The following is a 20,842-nucleotide window of genomic DNA, read 5'->3' as shown; positions in this document are numbered from 1 at the left end:
CGACTACTCCGGCCGGGAGATCAGAGACACTGATCCATATCCAGTGAAGGCTTGTCGCACTCCGGACGGCCGACGATCTTGGCGGGTACGCCAGCGACCGTGGTATGAGGCGGCACCGGGTTGATCACCACGCTGCCCGCGCCAATTTTGGCGCCCACGCCCACTTCGATATTGCCGAGCACCTTGGCGCCCGCCCCTATCATCACCCCTTCGCGGATCTTGGGATGGCGATCGCCGCTCTCCTTGCCGGTACCACCGAGGGTAACGCTCTGCAGGATGGAGACATCATCTTCAATCACCGCCGTCTCGCCGACCACTATGCCGGTGGCATGGTCAAACATGATCCCCTTGCCGATGCGGGCAGCCGGGTGCACATCCACCCCGAACACCACCGAGATCTGGTTCTGCAGGTAGAGCGCCAGCGAGCGGCGCCCCTGACGCCACAGCCAGTTGGCGACCCGATAGCCCTGCAGGGCATGGAACCCCTTGAGGTAAAGCAGCGGGGTGGAGAAGAGGTCGACCGCCGGATCCCGCTCCTGCACGGCGCAGATGTCGGCCGCCACTACCGTCAGCAACTCGGGCTCGCTGCGCAGGGCCAGCTCGATCACCTCGCGCAGAGCGATGGCGGGCATGGTGGCGCTGTCGAGTTTGTTGGCCAGCTGGAAGCTCAGCGCCGAACGCAGATTCTTGTGATTAAGAATGGTGGAGTGGAAGAAGCTGGCCAGCATCGGCTCCTGGGCCGCCATGCACTGTGCTTCTTGCTGAATTTTGTGCCAGGTTTTGGCAACCAGTTCATCCATGTTGCAGCCTACTGTTGTTCTGGGTGAGGGCTCTGTTGTTCTTTTGTCAGCACCGAGATGGGGTCCATGTGAATGATGACATCCATCCGCTCGAATGCCTGGCGTACCGCCAGCTCGGCTTCATCGGCGATCTGATGGGCCTTGACCAGGGGGATCTGATCATCCAGTTCCAGATGCAACTGTACGAATCGGGTCGGCCCGGATTGACGGGTGCGCAGGTCATGTACACCGTGTACACCTTCTACGGCACAGCAGAGCGCCATTATTCTCGCTTGTTCTTCCGCTGGCAACTGACGATCGAGCAGGGCCTGCACCGACTCGTAGCCGATATGTCCCGCCCCCCACAGCAGGAGCAACCCGATCAGGATGGCAAACAGGCCGTCAGCCCAGTACCACCCCTGTCCCGCCAGCACCAGCGCCAGCAAGACACCGGCGTTGAGCAGCAGATCGGAGCGGTAGTGCAACATGTCCGCCTTGATGGCCACGCTGTTGGTCTTGCGAATAACGAAACTCTGGAAACTGACCAGCAGCAGGGTCAGCACAATGGAACCGCCACTAACCCAGAGACCCGCCTCTAACCGTTCAATAGGTGCCTGTTTGAGCAGGGAGGAGATGCCGTGCATCACCAGCAGCAGGGCGGAGCCGGAGATAAAGGCCGACTGGATCAGCCCCGCCAGAGACTCCGCTTTGCCGTGACCGAAGCGGTGTTCATCATCGGCCGGGGCCAGCGCATAGCGAATGGCCAGCAGGTTGATGATGGAGGCACTCACATCCATGAAAGAGTCGGTGAGCGACGCCAGCAGGGTCGACGAATCGGTCATCAACCAGGCGATCAGCTTGCCGGTGATCAGCAAGGTTGCAGTGGTAACCGCCGCCATGCTGGCAAAGGTTACCCAACGGGAATATTGTTGATGGCTCAAAACCGGCTTTCCTCTGACGATGAAAAACTTATTATACCCTGACCCCGGCGTCGATTTGGCGCGAAAATCAGTGGAACAAGAAGCGATGAACAGAATACTCCTGGTCGACGACGATCTTGAATTGACCCAGCTGCTCACCGAAATTCTGACCCTGGAAGGATTTCAGGTCACGGTCGCCGAGGATGGTGAAGAGGGGCTGCAACGGCTGGCGGAGCAGGGCTTCGATCTGGTGCTGCTGGATGTAATGATGCCAAAACTCAACGGCTTTGCCATGCTGACCAAGCTGCGCAAAACCCATGAAACCCCGGTGCTGATGTTGACCGCTCGTGGCGACAGCCAGGATCGGGTCAACGGTCTGGAGGCCGGAGCCGACGACTATCTGGCCAAGCCATTCGACGATCGGGAGCTGCTGGCCCGGGTTCGCGCCATCCTGCGCCGCACCCAGAGTGCCCCGCCCCAGCGTGGCAGCTCCTCCGACGAAGTGCACTTCATGGATATAGTGCTGCAACCCGGCCTGCAGCAAGCCCGCTGCGGCGAACAGCTGCTGGAGCTGACAGCCACCGAGTTCGGACTGCTGGAGTGCCTGTTGCGCAATCCTGGCCAGATCGTCAGCAAGAGCCACCTCTCCGAACAGGTGCTTGGCAAGAAGCTGGAGCCCTTCGATCGGGCCATCGACATGCACCTGAGCAACCTGCGCAAAAAGTTGCCGGAGCGCAGTGATGGCCAGCCCCGCTTCAAAACCGTACGGGGGCGCGGTTACCTGTGGCTAGAGCAAGAATAAAGAGTACCAGCTCCCTCAACGGCATATCGACCCATATCTTCCTCTGGTTCTGGTTCATGCTGCTGGTGATGCTGGCCGCCGTGATCAGCCTGCCCACTCTGGATCCTCGCAACCAGATCCCGCTGCCGACCCATGAGGCAGTGCGAATGCAGAAAAATGTGCAGGCCCTGCTCAACGCTGCCGATCCGGATCAGGATTTCGATCTGGCCAAAACGATGGACAAGATCGCCATGCTCCCGGTGGACAATGTCTACCTGCGCGACGAGAGGGGCCAGATCCAGTCCACCACCCATCCGCGCAAGTTTGTGGTTCGCTTCATGGTGGACGCCGACGACCCGGCCAAACCCATGCTGGGCAACGAGGATCGCAAGGCGATCGCAGGGCCTTTCCTGATGGAGCACCGCGGCCATCGCTACCACGTCTATTTCGGCCTCAATGCCGAGAATCCCTATCTGTTCCTGTTCATTCAGGTGCTGGATCACCCGATCCGCATTCTGGGCATCTCAATGCTGGTCAGCACCCCGCTCTGCCTGCTGCTCGCCTGGCGGTTGACCCGTCCCATCCTGCAATTGCAAAAGTCAGTCTCCCAACTGGCGGCCGGCAATCTGGAGGTGCAGATCCCCAACTTGGGACGGGGCGATGAGATCGGTCAGCTGGCGGATAACGTCAGCCGCATGGTAGAGACGCTCAAGAGCATGATCCAGAAGCAGAAACAGCTGCTTTCCGATATCTCCCACGAGCTGCGCAGCCCCCTCACCCGGATGCAGTTGGCGCAAGCGCTGATCCGCCGCAAACAGGGGGATAGCGCCGAGCTGGCGCGGATCGAATCGGAGATTGGGCGGCTGGACAAGCTGATCGGTGACCTGCTCGATCTGTCGCGGGTGCAACAGCATGTTGAGGCCCCTATCGTGCAGCCGCTGGCCGATCTACTGGAGCCCATCCTCGAAGATGCGATGTTTGAGGCGAACCAGAGCGGCAAGCAGCTCAGGTTGCCACCGCTGCCCGCCGAGTCGATCCAGATGTGGCCCGAGCTGCTGGCCCGGGCGGTGGAAAACCCCCTGCGCAACGCCCTCAAGTATGCCCGCGAGTTCATCAAGGTTGAATGGTATCGGGATGGGCAGGAGTGGGTGATGACTATTCGTGATGACGGGCCCGGCGTCCCCGACGAACAGCAGATATTGCTGTTCCAACCCTTCTTCCGGGTCGATGATGCCCGCAACGCCAAGACCGGTGGCACCGGGCTGGGACTGGCTATCGCATCGGAGGCGATCCAGCGTCACGGCGGCACCATTACGGCCAGCAGCAATCATCCAACCGGACTGACCATCACGATCAAGCTGCCCATCGCCTGATCCTTTTCATCCGGACGGGCGCTGGGTATGCTGGCGCCCCTTCTTGGCTTTACACCTCTTTGCAGGAGCTCGTCATGCTCGATATCGTCCTCTACCAGCCGGAAATTCCGCCCAACACCGGCAATATCATCCGGCTTTGCGCCAATACCGGTTACCGGCTCCATCTGATCGAGCCGCTGGGATTTGAGTGGGATGACAAGCGGGTAAAACGGGCGGGACTCGACTATCACGAGTTTGCCGAGGTGAAGCGCTGGCCGAGCTATGAGGCCTTTCTGGCCGCCGTGGCGCCCAAGCGGGTGTTCGCCTGCACCACCAAGGGCCGCACCGCACACTCGGCGGCCCAGTATGCCCTTGGCGACGCCCTGCTGTTTGGCCCGGAGAGTCGCGGCCTGCCCACCGAGATCATCGAGAGTCTGCCGTTCGAGCAGCGGCTGCGCATCCCTATGGTGCCCCAGAGCCGCAGCATGAACCTCTCCAACGCGGTGTCTGTCTTTGTCTACGAGAGCTGGCGCCAGCTCGGCTACGACGGTGCCATGTAAGCGCCACCGATGATCAGTGGCGGGCGTCGAGCAGATGCCCGCTGCGCTCCAGCCGCCAGCAAGTGACCCCCAGCGACAGACCGCGCCCCACCATCAGCGCCGCCATCGCCGCCCATAACGCGGCCACGCCCCACGACTGACAGAGCCACCAAATCGGGAAGAAGCCGCCAAACGCGGCCAGCAACATGCTGTTGCGCATCTCCCGCGCCCGGGTCGCCCCGATAAATACGCCATCCAGCAGGAAGCACCAGACCGCTAGCAAGGGCATGGCGATCAGCCAGGGAAGCTGACGATTTGCCTCCGCCACCACGGCCGGAATGTCGGTGATATAGCCGATAAGGTGGGCACCAAAGAGGGCAAACAGCAGGGTAAAACCACTGGCGATGAGGGAGGCCCAGCCCAGATTGAGCACGATGGCCTCCCGCAGTTTCTGCCGATCCTGCTGACCGATGGCTCGTCCTACCATGGCCTCCACCGCATAGGCAAAACCATCGAGTCCGTAGGAGATGAGCATCAGGAAGTTGAGCAGCACCGCATTGGCGGCCACCGCCACGTCCCCCAATCGTGCCCCTTGCAAGGTCATAAAGGCAAAGCAGAGCTGCAAACAGAGGGAGCGCAGGAAGATATCGCGGTTGAGGCCGAGCAACCGCACCATGGGCGCAAGCTGCCGCCAGCGCTGCCAGCCATCCTGCCACACCGTCGGCGCCAGTTGCCGCAGCTGACGGCGTACCAGCCAGATACCGACTGCCAGCGCGCAGTAGTCCGCCATGACCGAGGCCGCTGCCACGCCGCGCACCTGCCAGCCGAGCCCGAGCACAAACAGGGCATCGAGCGCCATATTGACCAGATTGGTGAGGATCAACATCACCATGGGGCTGCGGGCATCCTGCATCCCCAACAGCCAACCCATGATCACCAGATTGCAGAGCGCCGCCGGGGCGCTCCAGATCCGCACCGCCACATATTGGCCCGCATAGAGCTGCACCTCGGGCGAGCCGCCACTCAGGGCGATCAGCCGTGGCAACAGGGGGAAGAGCAACAACAGCAGCGCCAGGCCAAGAGTAATGGCCAGCCCCAGCGCCCGCAGCAAAGTATCGAGCTGGGCACGACCGTCGGCGGCGCCGTGCGCCTGCGCCGTCAGGCCGGTGGTCGACATCCGCAAAAAGCCGAGCAGCCAGAAGATGAGGTTGATCAGGGTCGCACCGACCGAGACGCCCCCCAGAAACCAGGCCTGACCGAGATGACCGATCACCCAGGTGTCCACCAGCCCCAGCAAGGGGGTGGTGATATTGGAGAAAACCATCGGCAGGGCGAGCGCAAAGACGGCGCGGTGGCGAGAGGGATCTCGCCACCAGGGGGCAACAGCTGGGGTCACGCTCAGTGGCCTGCCAACTTCAGGATGCGGGCGAAATCAGAGAGCATGGTGGCCATCTGCACCCTGGGCACCTGACCCGGCGCCACCTGCGGGCGGAATACCGCCTGCAGCTTGCCCTTGGGATTGATGAGCACGATGGAGGCGGAGTGATCGATCAGATAATCCTTCTCCCCCTGATTGGCGATGGAGTAGATCAGCCCCAGATTGCGCACAAACGGGAACAGCTTGTCGTGGGGGGCGGTAGCCGCCTTGAATTCGGGATTGAAGAAGGCGGTATAGGTCTTGAGGCGTGGAATATCGTCACGCTGGGGATCCGCCGAGATAAACACCACCTGACTGTCGGGCGCCATCTTCTTCAGCTGGTCATAGACGGAGCGCATATCTGCCAGCGTGGTGGGGCAGATATCGGGGCAGAAGGTGTAGCCGACGAACAGGAAGGTCCAGTGCCCCTTCAGGTTGGCAGGAGTGAACGGCTGGTTGTCCGCATCGGTAAAGGCAAAATCATTGATGTCCCGCCCCGCCGGATAATAATCGGCCTGTTCCGGCTGCTCTGGCTGCGTGGCGTAAAACACCAGGATCAGACAGGCTGTCAGCAGCAGAAAGAGCAGGGGATAGCGGAGCTTCATCATAACAAGAGACCCTTTCAGTTCGAGGCAGATGGCCAGCAGTGACCGGACAAGAGGGAGGCATTGTACCCCAGCGAGCCGCCAAGGTGGTTCAATCTTGTGCAACGCCCTGTCAGGAGTCGACCATTTGGCATAATTAATCGCCAGTTGCGGCCATAAAAAAACCGGCCCCCTCGGGTGCCGGTTATGGATGGATTTGTTTGTCTCTTCTGCTCAGGGGCGAGCGTTACGCCCCTGCTGCAACATCTTGCCGATGGCCCGCACGCCGATGGGAATCACGGGGGCCAGCCAGCCCTCTTCCCCCTGGCGATCGCCGTGACCCCGTTTGAACAGCAGCACCAGACGCACCACCTTCTCTTTCGGGCATCCCAGCCAGAGCGTCCAGTGCGAACCACGATGGTGCAGCCAGAGACCGTAAAACCAGGTCATCCGGCTACCTTTGACAAAACGGGTGATTGACGATTCCGCTGGCGCAGCCCCAGCCTCTGAATCCCATGGCGATCTTGATGCCATACCAGTCCTCCTTGACCGACAGGTCATGTTGCTTCGTCGGCCTGAACTGGGAACAGGCCCGTCACGACTATCTGCAACCATTACGAGTGGTCCCCTTTGCCTGACAAGGCTCGGGATCTACCCACTCCCCCTTCATATCCCGTGAAGGTGTACTGCCCGATTCTCGTTGTTACCGGCCCTCCCGTCCCGGCGCATTGCGATGGTCAGAGGGAGGTGCCAAGCCCTGTCTCGGCGACAGGGCACTGATCTGAGCATATATCTGAAATGGATGATTGGTAGCCGGTCGCGCAGGACAAAAATGCCGCCGCCGATGATCTGTTTGATATGACAGGGAAAGTGCGCCAGAAACAGCACGGCCTCCCGAAGGAGGCCGTGTGGCAAACGCAGTTGGCGGGGATGATTACATCCAGTCGGCGTTGCGGATCACCCCGACCGCCAGCCCTTCGATGGTGAGCTGCTGGCAGGAGAGGTCCACCTCGATGGGGGAGAGCTCTTCATTCTCCGGCAGCAGCCATACCTGACTGCCCTTGCGCTGGAAGCGCTTGACGGTGACATCCTCATCGAGACGGGCGACAACCACCTGACCGTTGCGCACCTCCTGGGTCTTGTGCACCGCCAGCAGATCGCCATCCAGAATACCGATGTTCTTCATGCTCATCCCCTGCACCCGCAGCAGAAAATCTGCGCGCGGATGGAACAGGGCGGGATCAACCTGATAGTGGCTCTCGATATGCTCCTGAGCCAGAATGGGTTCACCGGCGGCAACCTTGCCGATGAGCGGCAGGCCGCTCTCTTCCAGCACCTCTTCCTCTTCGAGCAACAGGCGAATGCCGCGGGACGTGCCCGGCATGATCTCGATGACCCCTTTTTTGGCCAGGGCCTTCAGATGTTCTTCGGCCGCATTGGCCGACTTGAAACCAAGCTTCTGGGCAATCTCGGCACGAGTCGGCGGCATGCCGGTCTCGCTCATGTTCACCTTGATCAGCTCCAGCACTTCGGCCTGGCGGGGGGTAAGGGGTTTCATAGAATTGGCACCTGTCTTTTTATACAGCACACTGGCAGTATATACAGTGCAGTGGCCAAGGCAAGGCGCAGCTGACATTTGTCGCGACCAACCCCTCATTTACTGCTGTTTTGATCCTGCGCAGCCGACTCATCGTACCTCTCGGCGACAAGGGGCTGTCGATTTGCTATGCTCACGCCGCATTTTTTTGGAGAGCAGACGCACATGTCCCTAGGACAGAAGATTTCCAGAGCCATCTTGCAATGGCCGGTCAGCGGCTTGGTCAATCACAAGAGCCTGCCGGAAAATCCCATCACAGAACTCAATCTGGATCCGGCCAGACCCATCGTCTATGCCCTGAAAACCAGTTCGATCACCGACCTGATGACCTTGCAGCAGTGCTGCGAGGATCTCGGTCTGCCCGGCCCCTTCACGCCGCTGGAGCTCAACGGCCAGCTGCTGCCGCGCTATGTCTGTCTGGATCGTCCGCCTCCCCTGTTTGGCAAACGCAGCAAACCGCTCCCCTTCCTGCAGGAGTTTCACCAGCTGCTGGATCTGCACAAGCAGGATCCCGAACTCGATATCCAGGTGGTGCCCGTCACCCTGTTCTGGGGCCGCGCCCCGGGTCGGGAAGGCGAAGAGGCTTCCGGCTGGAACATCATCAGCAGTCTGGCGCCGAACCGGCTGAAGAAGGCGCTCATCGTGATCCTCAAGGGTCGCGAGAATCTGGTGCGCTTCTCGCCGCCGCTCTCCCTGCGCTACATGGCGGACAAGCACGGCACCGACGAAGGGATCGCCCACAAGCTGGCACGAGTGGCCCGAACCCACTTCAGCCGCCAGCAGCTGGCTGCCACCGGCCCGAAACTGCCGAACCGCAACCTGCTGTTCAAGCAGTTGCTCGACTCCGCGGTGATCCAGCAGGCGATTGAAGAGGAGGCCCAGCGCGAGGGGATCAGCCTCGAGAAGGCGCAAAAGCGCGCCCATGGCTACATGGACGAGATCGCCTCCAACTTCTCCTACCGGCTGATCCGCCTGGGCGAGAGCTTCCTCGGCTGGCTGTGGAACAAGCTCTACCGCGGTTTGTCGGTCAATGGCGCCGAGAAGGTACGCCAGTTGGCGCAGGAAGGGCACGAGATCGTCTACGTTCCCTGCCACCGCAGCCACATGGACTACCTGCTGCTCTCCTACGTCATCTACCACCAGGGGATGGTGCCGCCCCATATCGCGGCAGGCATCAACCTCAACTTCTGGCCGGCGGGCCCCATCTTCCGCCACGGCGGCGCCTTCTTCATTCGCCGCACCTTCAAGGGCAACCCGCTCTACAGCACGGTATTCCGGGAATACCTCAACCTGCTGTTTGCCAAGGGTTACTCGGTAGAGTTCTTCACCGAAGGTGGTCGCTCCCGTACCGGCCGTCTGCTACCGCCCAAGACCGGCATGCTGGCGATGACCCTGCAGGCAATGATGCGCGGGCTGGACAGGCCGGTCACTCTGGTGCCGGTCTATCTGGGCTACGAGCACGTGATGGAGGTGAACACCTACCACAACGAGCTTAAGGGGAGTCGCAAGGAGAAAGAGAGCTTCCTGCAGGTGCTCGGCATCCTGCGCAAGCTGCGCAACTACGGCCGTGGTTTCGTCAACTTCGGCGAGCCGCTGACTCTCAACAGCTACCTGAGCGAACACATCCCCGACTGGAAAAAGCACATCGGGGAAGAGGAGCGTCCGGAGTGGATGGCGGGCACCGTCAACAATCTGGCCGAACTGCTGATGACCCGCATCAACGGCGCTGCCGCGGTCAACGGCCTGACCCTGAGCGCGCTGGCGCTGCTGGCCGCCGAGCGCCACGCCCTGACCCGCGACGAATTGCAGGCCCAGCTCAACACCTATCTGGATCTGCTCAAGGCGGTGCCTTACAGCCCGCAGAGCACCATTCCGGATGAGGATGCCAAGACCCTGCTGGATCAGGCGATGGAGCTCAACAAGTTCGAGGTGAGCGAGGACAAGCTGGGGCAGATCATCAGTCTGGACCGCTATCAGGCGATCCTGCTGACCTACTACCGCAACAACATCCTCCACCTGTTCGCCATGCCCTCTCTGGTGGCGGCACTGATCGAACGGTGCGAAGGGATCTCCCGCAGCGAGATCATGGCCCGTTGCATCGACATCTATCCGCTGCTCAAGACCGAGCTGTTCCTGCGTTATGAAGAGGATGAGCTGCCGGCGCTGGTCGATAGCCTGCTCGACGCGCTGCAGACCCAGCAACTGATCGAGACCCGCGATGACGGCTACTGGGTCAATCCGGCCAACCAGATGCGCCTGCTGCTGCTGGCTGAGAGCATTCAGGAGACCCTGCAACGCTACGCCATCGTGCTGACCCGGGTGCTGGCCCAACCCCATATCGAGGCGGAGCAGCTGGAGGCGGACGGCCTGATGATGGCAGAGCGCCTCGGCACCCTGCACGGCATCAACGCCCCCGAGTTCTTCGACCAGAAGCTGTTCAGCACCCTGATCCACACCTTGCGCAAGGAGGGCTACCTCTCTCCCGAGTGCAAGCCGGATCTCGGCCGCTTCCAGGCGCTGGCCGACAATATAGTGCCGCTGCTGAGCAACAAGATCCGCCGCACTATTCAGGCAGGCAATCAGCTCTGATCTGCAACGCAAACAAAGAAGGCCGCATGATGCGGCCTTCATTTTTATCGGAGTCTGCGTGGGAACATGTCACGCCAGCAGGTAATCGAGCACCAGACCGGCAAACACCAGCGCCCCCACATAGTTGTTGTTGAGAAACGCCTGGAAGCAGGCTTCCCGCTGCCGCTCACGAATAAGCCGCTGCTGATAGACAAACAGCACCGCCGCCCCCAGCAATCCCCAGTAATACCAGCCCCCCAGCGTCATCAGCTGCCCGACCGCCAGCAGCAGCAGCAGCGTCGAGAGTTGCAATGCGCCGATGATCCGTTTGTCGTAACGACCAAACAGGATGGCGCTGGATTTGAGGCCGATCTTGAGGTCGTCATCCCGATCCACCATGGCGTACTGGGTGTCGTAAGCCACCGTCCAGAGCAGATTGGCGAAGAAGAGCAACCAGGCCACCAGCGGCAGGGCATCCGCCTGGGCAGCATAGGCCATCGGGATCGACCAGGAGAAGGCCATCCCGAGCACCAGCTGGGGATTGGAGATAAAGCGCTTCATGAAGGGGTAGCTCACCGCCAGCAGCAGGGCGACAAACGACAGACCGATGGTGAGCGGATTCATGGTCAGCACCAGACCAAACGAGATAAGCGCCAGCACGAAGAAGAGCGCCAACACCTCCCACGGCTTGACCCTACCCGTAGGCAAGGGGCGACCAGCGGTGCGTTTGACGTGGCCATCGAAGTTGCGATCCGCATAGTCGTTGATGACGCACCCTGCCGAGCGCATCAGAAAGACCCCGACCACAAACACGGTCAGCACCCAGAGATTGGGCAGGCCACCAGCGGCCAGCCAGAGCGCCCACAGGGTTGGCCACAGCAGCAGCAGAGTGCCTATGGGTTTGTCGACGCGGGCCAACTGCATGTAGGCAAGTCCCCGCTCCTTGGTTAACAGATTCACTCCAGCTCCTTGTCACAGACGAGAGAGGGCAGAAACAGCTCATGCACCAGCAGTGGCCACTGCCCCAGAAACAGACGGGAACGACGCCCCCAGACAGTGGCGGCCGGGCAACGGGGATTGGCGGCAATATCGAAACGGGCCAGCTGCAGGTGATCGCGGCGGGCAGGCTCATGGCCAAATACCCGCTCACCCAGCGGCTGCTCGCCAAGCTCGGCAATGCCGCTCCCTTGCAACGCGTCATCGGCAAACAGGGTCCAACCCAGCACGGCGGGCCCACGATCCCCGTGCAGGATCACCTCGCGGCAGGTACCGGCCGGAGAGGCCGAATCCACCAGCCACTGCTCATCGGCAGTAAGGGCGACCGGGTGATTGCCCAGCCACTCCACCGAAAAGTGGCGATTGTGCTGACGCAGCCGCAGGGTCATGGAGCCGGGCTCCAGCAGCCAGGGGCGCAAGCTGGCGGGCAATTCACAACATTCGGGGGCCAGCCACCCGCTTAACGGCGTGAGAGGAACAGTCAACTCGGACTTCACAGCTTCACCATCCAGAGATTTCCGTGTTCAGGTTAAAATCCGGTTTATTATCCGTAAATCAATAGCGAAATGTAAGAACATCCGTGCTTGACGGCCCCGATGGCAACATCAAAAATGGGTTATCTCTTGCTGATGAGCCATCTATATGAAGATCTTCAAAATTCTGCTGGTGTTGTTACTGAGCTGTGGTGCGCTGCATGTACAAGCCTCATCCGAAGAAGAGCCGCCCGCCGAGGGCGCAGAGGGCGCTGCCAAACCCGGTTTCTCCTATCATGCGCTCGACCCCGACATCATCACCAACTACCTGAGCAACGGCAAAACCCTCGGTTATGTCCGGGTTACGGTGGAGCTGATGGCCGAGAACGAGGCCGACCTCAAGCTGCTGGAGCAGCATGACCCGTTGATCCGCGATACCATCATTCGCTTGATGGGCAGCAAGAGTGCCGAGCAGATAAAATCCCTGGTCAGCCGCGAAGAGCTGCGCAAGGAGTGCGAGACCAAGGTCAACGAACTGCTGGTCCGAGAGACTGGCAAGAAAGCAGTACGCGAACTCATCTTCACCAAGTTCCTTTACCAGTAATCCCTCCCGAAACAATCGCTTATTGGCATATCAACCAATAAGCGAGTTTTGCCGGTTCACTCGAAATGAAAATCGATTACAATACGGCCGTCGAGTCGTAGAGGTAGTCGTTATGGGCAGCAAAACCCTGTGTGAATGGCGCCGTCACGAGATCCCAGCCGATCTCAAGGCGTTGCGAAAGATAGTCCGCAAACCCAAGTTTGTCTGCGGAAAGTGCGCCCGCAGTGCCAATGACAAGGGTTATCTCTGCCAACCGCTGCGCTTGAAAGAGGAGTAACGCCCCTCCCTGTCAGGGCGTTATTGATCAGTCCACCCCTGACGCCCCTGCTCGAACAATCTGCGCGCCTGGATATCATTCGGGCAGACTCCGCGATACTCCTCGCCTGAGCGGCCGGCCAGATAGAGATGCTCGGGGCGGCAATACCATGCCAATCCCTTCTGGCGTCCCTGCTCCCACAGTTCGGTGTCCACCTGTTTGCCGCACTGGCCCTGATGGAACTCGACCCGCTCGGCGGTGAAGCCCAGCTTGCCATCTGCCTCCCCTACCTCACTCCACACCTTCTCGCAGGGATCATCGTTGGAGACACAGCCACCCAGCAGGGCAGCCAACAATATGATGGTGAGTCGCATAGTCATCCTTGAGCGTCGTTTGGGCAGTTCATTCTACCCAGCGGCCTGCCCCTGACCAAGGGCGAACACTCAACCGTGTGAGCGCGGCAAAAAATCAGGCGGGCACAATGCCCGCCTGTTCATTCAATGCTATGGATCACGGGTTGTTGAAGGGGTCATCGAAGGGATCATCGTCCTGCCAGCCTTCTTCTTCCCACTGATCCAGCTCTTCCTCCCAGGAATCCGGCTCCCAATCATCATCAGAGGAGTCGTAATCCGGCTTGTGTCCACCCATCTTCACTCTCCTTGGATAGTTCACCCGCACTCCAATTTTATCCGGAATTGTCGGGCTCGCCAGTCAGAGGGAGTTCAAAGTTTGACCAAGGTGCGGCCGGCGATCTGGCCTTGCGTGATGGCCTCGGCAGCCTCCACTACCTGCTCCAGCCCAATCTCGGTAACCGCCTGTGCGAAGAAGCTGGCAGGCAGATCCCGTGCCAGTCGCTGCCAAGCCAGTTGACGACGTTCAAACGGGCACATCACCGAATCGACCCCCTGCAACCGTACGTTGCGCAGGATGAAGGGCATCACACTGGTCGGCAGATCAAAACCGCCCGCCAACCCACAGGCCGCCACGGCGCCGCCATAGTTCATCTGGGCCAACAGCTTGGCCAGCACCTGACTGCCAACGGTATCGATGGCTGCGGCCCACAGCTGCTTCTCCAGCGGCTTGGCGGGCACAAGCAGTTCGCTGCGCGGCACGATGCGGCTGGCACCCAGCGCAGTCAGCATGGCGCCCTGCTCTTCGGGACGACCAGTCAGCGCTGCCACCTGATAGCCAAGGGCAGCCAGCAGGGCAACCGAGGTGGAGCCCACGCCGCCTGCAGCGCCGGTGACCAGCACCTCGCTGCTATCCGGAGTAATACCCGCCTCTTCCAGCGCCAACACGCAGAGCATGGCGGTGAGACCGGCGGTACCGATGCACATGGCCTGGCGCTCATCCAGCCCGGCGGGCAACGGCACCAGCCAGTCACCCTTGACCCGAGCCTGTTCGGCCATGCCGCCCCAGTGGCCTTCACCCACACCCCAACCGGTCAGCACCACCTTGTCGCCGGGCTGATAGCGGCTGTCGGCAGACTCGAGCACGGTACCGGCGAAGTCGATACCGGGCACCAGTGGCCACTGGCGCACAATCTTGCCCTTGCCGGTAATGGCCAGCCCGTCCTTGTAGTTGATGGAGCTGTAAGCGACCGCTACCCGCACTTCACCTTCCGGCAACTGGCTCTCGGTCAGTCGGGTCAGGGTTGGAACAGTCTTGCCGTCTTGGTTTTCCAGTAACAGAGCCTTGAACATGGTTGCCTCTTTGATGACGTGTGAAACGGGGATCAGCTGCTTTGACGCTTTTGCAGTTGAAAATCGAGAGCCAGAGCGGTGCTCGTCATGGGTTCAGTCGTTCTCCAGCGCAGTGAGGCAGTGCGAGAGGGTGCGCGCCAGCGCTCCCTGATTGCGCAGCACCACGGCGCGAGCCTGCTCCCCCATCTCGCGGCGGGTGTTGCCGTCGGCAAACAGCTGGCTCACCCGCTCGCCCAGCTCGGCGGCATTGGCCACGATGGCGGCGCCACCCTGAGCCACCAGCTGGCGGGTGATGTCGCTGAAGTTGAAGTAGGCGGGCCCAGTCAGGCAAGGCTTGCCGAGCGCCGCCGGTTCCAGCAGGTTGTGACCGCCGATCTTCACCAGACTGCCACCGACGAAGGCCACATCGGCCGCCGCCAGCATCAGCGGCAGCTCGCCCATGGTATCGCCGAGATAGACCTTATCCCCGGTACTCACCGTAGCACCATCAGTGCGCCGCACGCAGCCATAAGGGGCGCACAGCTCGGCCACCCGGTCGAACCGCTCGGGGTGGCGCGGCACCAGAATGAGCAGCGCGTCGGGCTGGCGTTTGAGCAGCAGATCGAAGGCGGCCAGCACCTGCTCATCCTCACCCAGATGGGTACTGGCGGCGATCCAGACCGGCCGCTCGGCGCCCAGCTGCTGGCGCAGGGCACGCCCTTTGGCCTGCACCTCGTCACCAAACTGGATATCGAACTTGATGGAGCCGGTCACCGCCAGCCGCGAACGATCGATGCCGAGGCGGGCGAAGCGGTCGGCGTCATCCTGATGCTGGCAGAGCAGATGAGTCAACGGCCGGCTCAGGGCATCGAAGGCGCCGTGGAAGCGGGCATAACGCTGGCAGGAACGCTCGGAAAGACGGGCGTTGATGATGGTCACCGGCAGGTGGCGCGCCTCACAGGCGGCCAGCCAATTCGGCCACAGCTCGGTCTCCATCACCCAGAGCGCGCGCGGCTTGAAGGTGTCGAGAAAGGCGGCAATGGCCCAGGGGTAGTCGAGCGGCGCGTAGCGATGGATCACCAGATCCCCCAGCTTGGCAGCCTGATCGGCACCGGTGCGGGTGGTAGTGGTGAGCAGGATCGGCAGATCGGGCCGCTCCGCCTTGAGGGCGCGAATGAGCGGCGTGATGGCCAGCGTCTCCCCCACACTCACCGCATGGATCCAGAGCGGCGCCTCCTGTCCGGTGGCGGGCAGCCGCCCGAGGTGCTCGGCCCAGCGCTTGCCAAAGCCGGGCTTGCCCTTCTTCGGCTTGTAGAGGGCCAGCAGCGCCAGCGGCAATCCCAGATGGATCAGCAGGTTGTAGAGCAGGCGGTAGGGCATCTTACTGACTCTGCTCCAGCTTCTTGCAGGCATCGACCACCTGCTCCGGCGCCAGGTCGATCAGGCACTTGAGATGGCCGAACTTGCAGGTGCGCTTGAAGCAGGGGCGGCACTCGATGTCGGTGTGAACGATCTCGACCCGATCCGCCAGCGGCGGGGTGTAGAGCGGCGAAGTGGAGCCATAGACGCCCACTAGCGGCCGGTTGAGGGCGGCGGCGATGTGCATCAGACCGGAGTCGTTGGAGATGACCCGGCTGGCCAGCGCCATCAGATCGATCGCCTCGTGCAGGCTGGTCTTGCCCGCCAGCACGTGGCAGTTGGGGCGAGTCAGCAGGTTGACCCGATCCCGGATGGTGTTGGCAACCGGCACATCCTTGTTGGAACCGAAGATCCACACCTGCCACCCCTCGTCCAGATGCTGCTGGGCCACCACGGCGTAGTGCCCCTCCGGCCATCGCTTGGCCGGGCCAAACTCGGCACCGGGGCAGAGCACCAGCACCGGGCGGGTGCTATCCAGCCCCAGCCGCTCCAGTGCCTTGCTCTGGTTGATCAGATCGACGTGGAGCGCCGGGTGCGGAATGGTCGGGATATCGGCCCGGCTCTTCATCTGCGCCTTGGGATAGGCGAGCGCCAGATAGCCCTCCACCATCAGCGGGAAGGCGGACTTGTTGCTGCGCAGGTCGTTGAGCAGGCCGTAGCGGCTCTCGCCCTTCCAGCCGGTACGCACCGGAATGCGGGCAAACCAGGGGATCAGCGCCGACTTCATGGAGTTGGGCTGGACGATGGCCTGATCGTACTGCTCGGCCGCCAGCTGCTTGCCGAGGCGGCGGCGCGCCACCAGCTTGAAGTCACCGTGGCCAAGGGGCATGGTGATCGCCTTGTCCACCTCCGGCATCCGCTCCAGCAGGGCGCAGCACCAGGCGGGGGCCATCACGTGCAGTTCGCACTCCGGATGGTTGGCCTTGATCGCCTTGTAGAGGCTCTGGGACATCACCATATCGCCGACCCAGGAGGGGCCGATCACCAATATTTTCATCACGCGTCTTCTCTCGGGACGGGCCCGGCTGTTAATCATCACTGGGCGAGATTATGCCCCAAGAATGACTGGATAAATAACAGAAGATCCTTGGCAATCGCCTCTGCCGTCTCATTTTCCCAGTGACGATCTTCTTCCAACTGGGCGAGATTACGCGCCACATGCAATGGTCGGATAAATAACAGAAGATCCTTGCCAGGTACCTCTGCCGTCTCATTTTTCCACAGGTCTTCTGAAGAGACGCAACGCCAGCCGGACAGGTAAACAGCTGGCAGAAACGGGCAATGGCGGCTCTCTCTTTGACCCGTTTTTCCGTTAGAATGGTCCATCAATACGCATTCGACCCGCCAGCCGGGCAATAACCGTGAGCCCACATTCGTGAAAAAACCGACTCTGGCTGCCGTTCTGATCGTCAAGAATGAAGCCGACAACCTGCGCAAGTGCCTCGCCTCCCTCGACGGACTGGTGGACGAGATCGTCATTCTGGACTCCGGCAGTCAGGACGAGACCCCGGCCATTGCCGCCGAATTTGGCGCCCGCTTCTTCGTCAACGCCAAGTGGCCGGGCTTTGGCAAGCAGCGCCGACTGGCCCAGTCCCACGTGCAGTCCGACTGGGTGCTGTGGCTGGATGCCGACGAGCGGCTCACCCCCGAGCTGAAAACCGCCATCGCCGAGGTGATAGCCAATCCGGCCAGCGATACCATCTACTCGATCCCGCGCCTCTCCTGGGTGTTTGGCCGCTTTATCCGCCACAGCGGCTGGTATCCGGATCGGGTGCTGCGCCTCTATCCCAAGGCGCTCACCAGCTACAACGAGGCGCTGGTGCACGAAAAGGTGGAAGTGCGGGCCAACATGAAGATCGTCAATATTCATGGCGACCTGCTCCACTTCACCTATCGGGATCTGGAGCACTATCTGGTCAAATCCGCCGGTTATGCCCGCGCCTGGGCCGACCAGCGCACCGCCCGCGGCAAGAAGGGCTCCCTCAGTCAGGGGCTGATCCATGCGGTCGGCTGCTTCCTCAAGATGTACCTGCTCAAAGCGGGCTTCCTCGATGGCAAGCAGGGGTTGCTGCTGGCCATCCTCTCCGCCCACTCCACCTTCGTCAAATACGCCGACCTCTGGGTGCGCCAGCAGCCGCAGCAGCCGGAATAACCGTCATACGAAACAGGGCCCCGCGGGGCCCTGTTTGCATTGCTGCGTACGTTATTTGCGCCAGAAAGGCGCCGCCCAGCGGGCCATCACCGGCACCATGGTCTTGGGATCGAGCTGGCTCATATCCTCAGGATGGTCGCTATCCTCCGGCGGGCTGAAGGCAAGGTGACGCCCTTCGCTGTTGAGGGGCTTCCAGCGCAGCGGAGTCGCGGAGCGGCGCATCGGGAAGAAACCGATGGTCGGCACGTCGAGCGCACCGGCGATATGGAGCGGCCCGGTACTGCCTGCCACGAACAGGGCGGCGTTGGCCAGCACCTGACAGAACATCGGCAGACCGTCGCTGGAGCGGTAGATCCAGCCGTTGCCGCCGTGGGCCAGCAGCTCGGCCGCCAGCTGTTCAGCCATCTTCTCCTCACCCGGGCCTGCGGTCAGCACGCACTGCAGTTCGGGGCAGGCCTGATTGAGCTTGATGATGATGCGGGCGTACTGCTCGATGGAGAGGTTGTTGGCCGAACCGCCGCTACCGGCATGCACCATCAACCAGGGGCGGCTGGCATCGAGCTTGAGCTTGAGTGCCAGCTGCTCACGCACCTGCCGCAGGGTCTCGTCATCGAACTGCAGGAAGGGGGTCTTGGGCTCCACCACGGCGACCTGCTGATCGGCCAGGAAGCGGCGGATCAGCTCCAGGTTGTACTCGGACTCCGGCTTCTGGGAGCGGGAGCGGCGCTGCACCAGTCGCTGGTTGTAGAGCACCTGGGCCAGCTTGGTCGCCGGGGCCAACCGGTAAGGGATGTGTGCCTTCCACACCAGCATGGCGTTGCGGGAGTTGGAGAAGAGGCAGATGGACGCGTCGAACGCCGCCGCCTTGATCCGCGCCAGCAGCGCTCGCTGTTGCTCCTTGTCGGCCCGCACGCCCGGATCGATGATCACCTCGTCAATCCAGGGGCAGAGCCGGGCCAGCGGCGCCGTGTAGGCCGGAACCAGGGCAGTCACATGACACTCCATGGAGCCTTTGAGCATGGCGAAACTCGGCCACGCCAGCATGAAGTCACCAATCTTGTCATTGCGAACGACCAGAATACGTTTCATAAAAAATCCCTTTGCTCCCTGTCACCAATGCAAGGAGGCTTGATGCGCGATGGCGTATTCTTGCCTGATGCACTGCTATTCTCAAGCGACGACCTTATAATGCGACCAAATTTCCAGGTTGCAGGACCGCAAAGATGACTACCAGGGTAATTTATCCCGGGACTTTTGATCCCGTTACCAATGGCCACGCCGATCTGATCGGCCGGGCCGCCAAGCTGTTTGACGAGGTGGTGGTCGGGGTCGCCAACAGCCCGAGCAAGCGCCCGCTGTTCGATCTGGCAGAACGTGTCCAGCTTGTCCAGCAAGTGACCAGCCAGCTTCCCAACGTCAAGGTGGTGGGCTTCTCCGGCCTGCTGGTCGATTTTGCCAAAGAGCATCAGGCCAACGTGCTGATCCGCGGCCTGCGCGCCGTCTCCGACTTCGAGTACGAGTTCCAGCTGGCCAACATGAACCGCCGCCTGATGCCCACGCTTGAGAGCGTCTTTCTCACCCCAGCCGAGGAGAACTCCTTTATCTCCTCCACCCTGGTGAAAGAGGTGGCGCTGCACGGTGGCGACATTCGTCAGTTTGTCGATCCCGTGGTGGCCCAGGCCATCGCAGCCAAACAGCAACAGCGCTAATTCCTCCCCTGATGGCAGATACAACAAGGGCTACCCACGGGTAGCCCTTGTTGCATCAACGCACTGCACGCCTAGCGGCGGGCAAACTGCTCGCGGATCGCCAGCGCCAGCTGATCGAGCCACTCGTAACGGCGCCGGTACATGGCCCGCTTCTTGGAGGCGATCTCCTCCAGCGGCTTGCGCGGCTGCAACTGCAGGGCGACAAAGTTGGCATCCACATCCTGCGCGCCAAACTCCTGCCACAACTCGTCGTAATCGGCCTGCAGGTTGGCCTTCTGCTTGCTGCTGTAACGCTTGGCCTGAAACACGTGAGCCCGTTTGCGCACCGCCAGCACCTCGCCGCTGCCCATCGCCAGCGCCAGCTGCTGCACCAGTTGCACCAGCAGGGATTTGGGCCGCAGCCCCTGCCCCTCCTTGGTCAGCTCGCGTACCTTATCCTGCGCGTTGGCCACCCCGGGTTCCGGCCCCTGCATGGAGCCGATCACCAGATGCAGCTGCTCGGCGCTGCCAGCCAGCGAGAAGGCGCAGCTGTAGAGACGCAACCCCTCGCTATCGATGATGGAGAGGGCCAGCTCGGCCTCGCGGCGGAAGGTGCCGTCATGGCGCAGCACGATGCGGCAATCGCTCTGGGGATAACGCCCCAGCTCGATGCCGCCCGCCAGATAGAGCGGCTCGACCAGCTGCGGATAGCAACTCAGCTGCAGCTGATAGTGGTTTTCCAGCATCTCGGCCCGCTGACGGGCACTGGCACTGGCGAAGCGATAGGGACGCATCGGCTTGTCGAGCAGCTCGGGATAAATGGCCGGCAGCGCTTTGAGCGACTCGCACCGGAACAGATTGAAGACCCGGCTTAGCGACTTGCGATAGAGCAGGCTGCGCAGCACGAACTTGCCGCGATTGAAGGTTTGGCGCTCGCACCCCTCGGGGTAGAGGAAGCGGGCCATTTTCTTGGCGCAATAGCGCTCTTGCTGGGATAGATATTCCCAGTCTATTGATTTTAAAGTCATTTCTAGT

24 protein-coding genes are annotated in these 20,842 nt (G+C 61.4%); 8 read left to right on the top strand and 16 right to left on the bottom strand.

Annotated features, from left to right (window positions below):
* Positions 1–20: 20 nt before the first annotated feature.
* Positions 21–800, bottom strand: a complete 780-nt coding sequence (cysE, locus tag G5171_RS19745) for a serine O-acetyltransferase (RefSeq protein WP_019446522.1) — start codon at positions 798–800, stop codon at positions 21–23.
* A gap of 8 nt (positions 801–808) precedes the next feature.
* Positions 809–1,720 (bottom strand): cation diffusion facilitator family transporter, encoded by a 912-nt coding sequence (locus tag G5171_RS19740; RefSeq protein ID WP_337073808.1) that lies wholly within the window; start codon positions 1,718–1,720, stop codon positions 809–811.
* Between the two features lie 85 nt (positions 1,721–1,805).
* Between G5171_RS19740 and G5171_RS19735 the strand changes: the two genes are divergently transcribed.
* The 3 genes from G5171_RS19735 (at position 1,806) to trmL (ending at position 4,392) form a co-directional block, all read left to right on the top strand.
* On the top strand, positions 1,806–2,501 hold the full coding sequence (locus G5171_RS19735; protein WP_216979855.1) for a response regulator: 696 nt from the start codon (positions 1,806–1,808) through the stop codon (positions 2,499–2,501).
* Entirely contained in the window at positions 2,483–3,853 is a 1,371-nt protein-coding gene (locus G5171_RS19730) for an ATP-binding protein (protein ID WP_409012620.1), read from the top strand. The genes G5171_RS19735 and G5171_RS19730 overlap by 19 nt, the downstream gene beginning before the upstream one ends.
* Before the next feature lie 74 nt (positions 3,854–3,927).
* Positions 3,928–4,392, top strand: coding sequence for a tRNA (uridine(34)/cytosine(34)/5-carboxymethylaminomethyluridine(34)-2'-O)-methyltransferase TrmL (trmL, locus tag G5171_RS19725; RefSeq protein WP_266135680.1), 465 nt, complete (start codon positions 3,928–3,930; stop codon positions 4,390–4,392).
* 13 nt (positions 4,393–4,405) lie between these two features.
* On the opposite strand, the gene dinF is transcribed toward trmL, so the two are convergent.
* From dinF to lexA, 4 genes are all read right to left on the bottom strand, one after another.
* Positions 4,406–5,767, bottom strand: a complete 1,362-nt coding sequence (dinF, locus tag G5171_RS19720) for an MATE family efflux transporter DinF (protein WP_266135681.1) — start codon at positions 5,765–5,767, stop codon at positions 4,406–4,408.
* A 2-nt stretch (positions 5,768–5,769) separates the two neighbouring features.
* Complete coding sequence (locus G5171_RS19715; RefSeq protein ID WP_005339543.1) at positions 5,770–6,396, bottom strand: SCO family protein; 627 nt, start codon at positions 6,394–6,396, stop codon at positions 5,770–5,772.
* Positions 6,397–6,606: 210 nt separating this feature from the next.
* The gene (locus tag G5171_RS19710) at positions 6,607–6,822 is read right to left on the bottom strand and encodes a hypothetical protein (protein WP_019446524.1); all 216 of its coding nucleotides are present in this window, start codon (positions 6,820–6,822) and stop codon (positions 6,607–6,609) included.
* A 484-nt stretch (positions 6,823–7,306) separates the two neighbouring features.
* Positions 7,307–7,930, bottom strand: a complete 624-nt coding sequence (gene lexA, locus G5171_RS19705; RefSeq protein ID WP_005339540.1) for a transcriptional repressor LexA — start codon at positions 7,928–7,930, stop codon at positions 7,307–7,309.
* Between the two features lie 204 nt (positions 7,931–8,134).
* Here lexA and plsB point away from each other — a divergent pair, with 204 nt between their 5' ends.
* Positions 8,135–10,558, top strand: coding sequence for a glycerol-3-phosphate 1-O-acyltransferase PlsB (gene plsB, locus G5171_RS19700; RefSeq protein WP_421251552.1), 2,424 nt, complete (start codon positions 8,135–8,137; stop codon positions 10,556–10,558).
* A 69-nt stretch (positions 10,559–10,627) separates the two neighbouring features.
* On the opposite strand, the gene ubiA is transcribed toward plsB, so the two are convergent.
* On the bottom strand, positions 10,628–11,497 hold the full coding sequence (gene ubiA / locus G5171_RS19695) for a 4-hydroxybenzoate octaprenyltransferase (protein WP_005339536.1): 870 nt from the start codon (positions 11,495–11,497) through the stop codon (positions 10,628–10,630).
* The gene (locus tag G5171_RS19690) at positions 11,494–12,030 is read right to left on the bottom strand and encodes a chorismate lyase (RefSeq protein WP_258721908.1); all 537 of its coding nucleotides are present in this window, start codon (positions 12,028–12,030) and stop codon (positions 11,494–11,496) included. Before G5171_RS19690 ends, ubiA begins: the two co-directional genes overlap by 4 nt.
* Positions 12,031–12,175: 145 nt before the next feature.
* Between G5171_RS19690 and G5171_RS19685 the strand changes: the two genes are divergently transcribed.
* The gene (locus G5171_RS19685; protein ID WP_421245066.1) at positions 12,176–12,610 is read left to right on the top strand and encodes a flagellar basal body-associated FliL family protein; all 435 of its coding nucleotides are present in this window, start codon (positions 12,176–12,178) and stop codon (positions 12,608–12,610) included.
* A 112-nt stretch (positions 12,611–12,722) separates the two neighbouring features.
* Entirely contained in the window at positions 12,723–12,887 is a 165-nt protein-coding gene (locus G5171_RS19680) for a hypothetical protein (RefSeq protein ID WP_421245065.1), read from the top strand.
* Positions 12,888–12,907: 20 nt separating this feature from the next.
* Here the strand turns inward: G5171_RS19680 and G5171_RS19675 are convergent, their stop codons facing one another.
* The 6 genes from G5171_RS19675 to G5171_RS19650 form a co-directional block, all read right to left on the bottom strand.
* Complete coding sequence (locus tag G5171_RS19675) at positions 12,908–13,240, bottom strand: DUF2799 domain-containing protein (protein ID WP_421251553.1); 333 nt, start codon at positions 13,238–13,240, stop codon at positions 12,908–12,910.
* Between the two features lie 136 nt (positions 13,241–13,376).
* Positions 13,377–13,514 carry a hypothetical protein gene (locus tag G5171_RS19670; protein ID WP_216952376.1) on the bottom strand — a complete coding sequence of 46 codons (138 nt, stop codon included), beginning with the start codon at positions 13,512–13,514 and terminating at the stop codon, positions 13,377–13,379.
* A 74-nt stretch (positions 13,515–13,588) separates the two neighbouring features.
* A complete protein-coding gene (locus tag G5171_RS19665; protein ID WP_421251554.1) occupies positions 13,589–14,569 on the bottom strand; it encodes an MDR family oxidoreductase in 981 nt (326 codons plus the stop codon).
* Positions 14,570–14,662: 93 nt separating this feature from the next.
* Positions 14,663–15,928, bottom strand: a complete 1,266-nt coding sequence (waaA, locus tag G5171_RS19660; protein WP_421251555.1) for a lipid IV(A) 3-deoxy-D-manno-octulosonic acid transferase — start codon at positions 15,926–15,928, stop codon at positions 14,663–14,665.
* Position 15,929: 1 nt separating this feature from the next.
* Positions 15,930–16,964 (bottom strand): lipopolysaccharide heptosyltransferase II, encoded by a 1,035-nt coding sequence (gene waaF, locus G5171_RS19655; RefSeq protein WP_421251556.1) that lies wholly within the window; start codon positions 16,962–16,964, stop codon positions 15,930–15,932.
* Between the two features lie 38 nt (positions 16,965–17,002).
* Positions 17,003–17,293, bottom strand: a complete 291-nt coding sequence (locus G5171_RS19650; protein ID WP_421251557.1) for a hypothetical protein — start codon at positions 17,291–17,293, stop codon at positions 17,003–17,005.
* A 49-nt stretch (positions 17,294–17,342) separates the two neighbouring features.
* Between G5171_RS19650 and G5171_RS19645 the strand changes: the two genes are divergently transcribed.
* A complete protein-coding gene (locus tag G5171_RS19645) occupies positions 17,343–18,119 on the top strand; it encodes a glycosyltransferase family 2 protein (protein WP_421260632.1) in 777 nt (258 codons plus the stop codon).
* A gap of 51 nt (positions 18,120–18,170) precedes the next feature.
* Here the strand turns inward: G5171_RS19645 and G5171_RS19640 are convergent, their stop codons facing one another.
* Complete coding sequence (locus G5171_RS19640; protein WP_075114298.1) at positions 18,171–19,208, bottom strand: glycosyltransferase family 9 protein; 1,038 nt, start codon at positions 19,206–19,208, stop codon at positions 18,171–18,173.
* 134 nt (positions 19,209–19,342) lie between these two features.
* On the opposite strand from G5171_RS19640, the gene coaD reads away from it, so the two are divergent.
* A complete protein-coding gene (coaD, locus tag G5171_RS19635) occupies positions 19,343–19,828 on the top strand; it encodes a pantetheine-phosphate adenylyltransferase (protein ID WP_005357393.1) in 486 nt (161 codons plus the stop codon).
* A 71-nt stretch (positions 19,829–19,899) separates the two neighbouring features.
* Here coaD and G5171_RS19630 read toward each other — a convergent pair whose 3' ends face one another.
* The gene (locus G5171_RS19630; RefSeq protein WP_421251562.1) at positions 19,900–20,772 is read right to left on the bottom strand and encodes a VirK/YbjX family protein; all 873 of its coding nucleotides are present in this window, start codon (positions 20,770–20,772) and stop codon (positions 19,900–19,902) included.
* Positions 20,773–20,842: the final 70 nt, after the last annotated feature.

Source organism: Aeromonas sp. 600774 (assembly GCF_049175075.1).
Lineage (GTDB): Bacteria > Pseudomonadota > Gammaproteobacteria > Enterobacterales > Aeromonadaceae > Aeromonas > Aeromonas veronii_A.
Note: the sequence above shows the minus strand (reverse complement) of the source record. Positions and strands in the feature narration are given on the sequence as shown.

What these genes read in the sequence shown, in the direction of transcription:
- G5171_RS19640 (WP_075114298.1), bottom strand. Translation starts at nt 19,208, where the DNA reads ATGAAACGTATTCTGGTCGTTCGCAATGACAAGATTGGTGACTTCATG.
- trmL (WP_266135680.1), top strand. Translation starts at nt 3,928, where the DNA reads ATGCTCGATATCGTCCTCTACCAGCCGGAAATTCCGCCCAACACCGGC.
- G5171_RS19675 (WP_421251553.1), bottom strand. Translation starts at nt 13,240, where the DNA reads ATGCGACTCACCATCATATTGTTGGCTGCCCTGCTGGGTGGCTGTGTC.
- plsB (WP_421251552.1), top strand. Translation starts at nt 8,135, where the DNA reads ATGTCCCTAGGACAGAAGATTTCCAGAGCCATCTTGCAATGGCCGGTC.
- G5171_RS19735 (WP_216979855.1), top strand. Translation starts at nt 1,806, where the DNA reads ATGAACAGAATACTCCTGGTCGACGACGATCTTGAATTGACCCAGCTG.
- G5171_RS19680 (WP_421245065.1), top strand. Translation starts at nt 12,723, where the DNA reads ATGGGCAGCAAAACCCTGTGTGAATGGCGCCGTCACGAGATCCCAGCC.
- cysE (WP_019446522.1), bottom strand. Translation starts at nt 800, where the DNA reads ATGGATGAACTGGTTGCCAAAACCTGGCACAAAATTCAGCAAGAAGCA.
- G5171_RS19670 (WP_216952376.1), bottom strand. Translation starts at nt 13,514, where the DNA reads ATGGGTGGACACAAGCCGGATTACGACTCCTCTGATGATGATTGGGAG.
- G5171_RS19630 (WP_421251562.1), bottom strand. Translation starts at nt 20,772, where the DNA reads ATGGCCCGCTTCCTCTACCCCGAGGGGTGCGAGCGCCAAACCTTCAAT.
- G5171_RS19650 (WP_421251557.1), bottom strand. Translation starts at nt 17,293, where the DNA reads ATGGACCATTCTAACGGAAAAACGGGTCAAAGAGAGAGCCGCCATTGC.
- G5171_RS19665 (WP_421251554.1), bottom strand. Translation starts at nt 14,569, where the DNA reads ATGTTCAAGGCTCTGTTACTGGAAAACCAAGACGGCAAGACTGTTCCA.
- G5171_RS19710 (WP_019446524.1), bottom strand. Translation starts at nt 6,822, where the DNA reads ATGACCTGGTTTTACGGTCTCTGGCTGCACCATCGTGGTTCGCACTGG.
- G5171_RS19715 (WP_005339543.1), bottom strand. Translation starts at nt 6,396, where the DNA reads ATGATGAAGCTCCGCTATCCCCTGCTCTTTCTGCTGCTGACAGCCTGT.
- G5171_RS19685 (WP_421245066.1), top strand. Translation starts at nt 12,176, where the DNA reads ATGAAGATCTTCAAAATTCTGCTGGTGTTGTTACTGAGCTGTGGTGCG.
- waaF (WP_421251556.1), bottom strand. Translation starts at nt 16,964, where the DNA reads ATGAAAATATTGGTGATCGGCCCCTCCTGGGTCGGCGATATGGTGATG.
- waaA (WP_421251555.1), bottom strand. Translation starts at nt 15,928, where the DNA reads ATGCCCTACCGCCTGCTCTACAACCTGCTGATCCATCTGGGATTGCCG.
- coaD (WP_005357393.1), top strand. Translation starts at nt 19,343, where the DNA reads ATGACTACCAGGGTAATTTATCCCGGGACTTTTGATCCCGTTACCAAT.
- lexA (WP_005339540.1), bottom strand. Translation starts at nt 7,930, where the DNA reads ATGAAACCCCTTACCCCCCGCCAGGCCGAAGTGCTGGAGCTGATCAAG.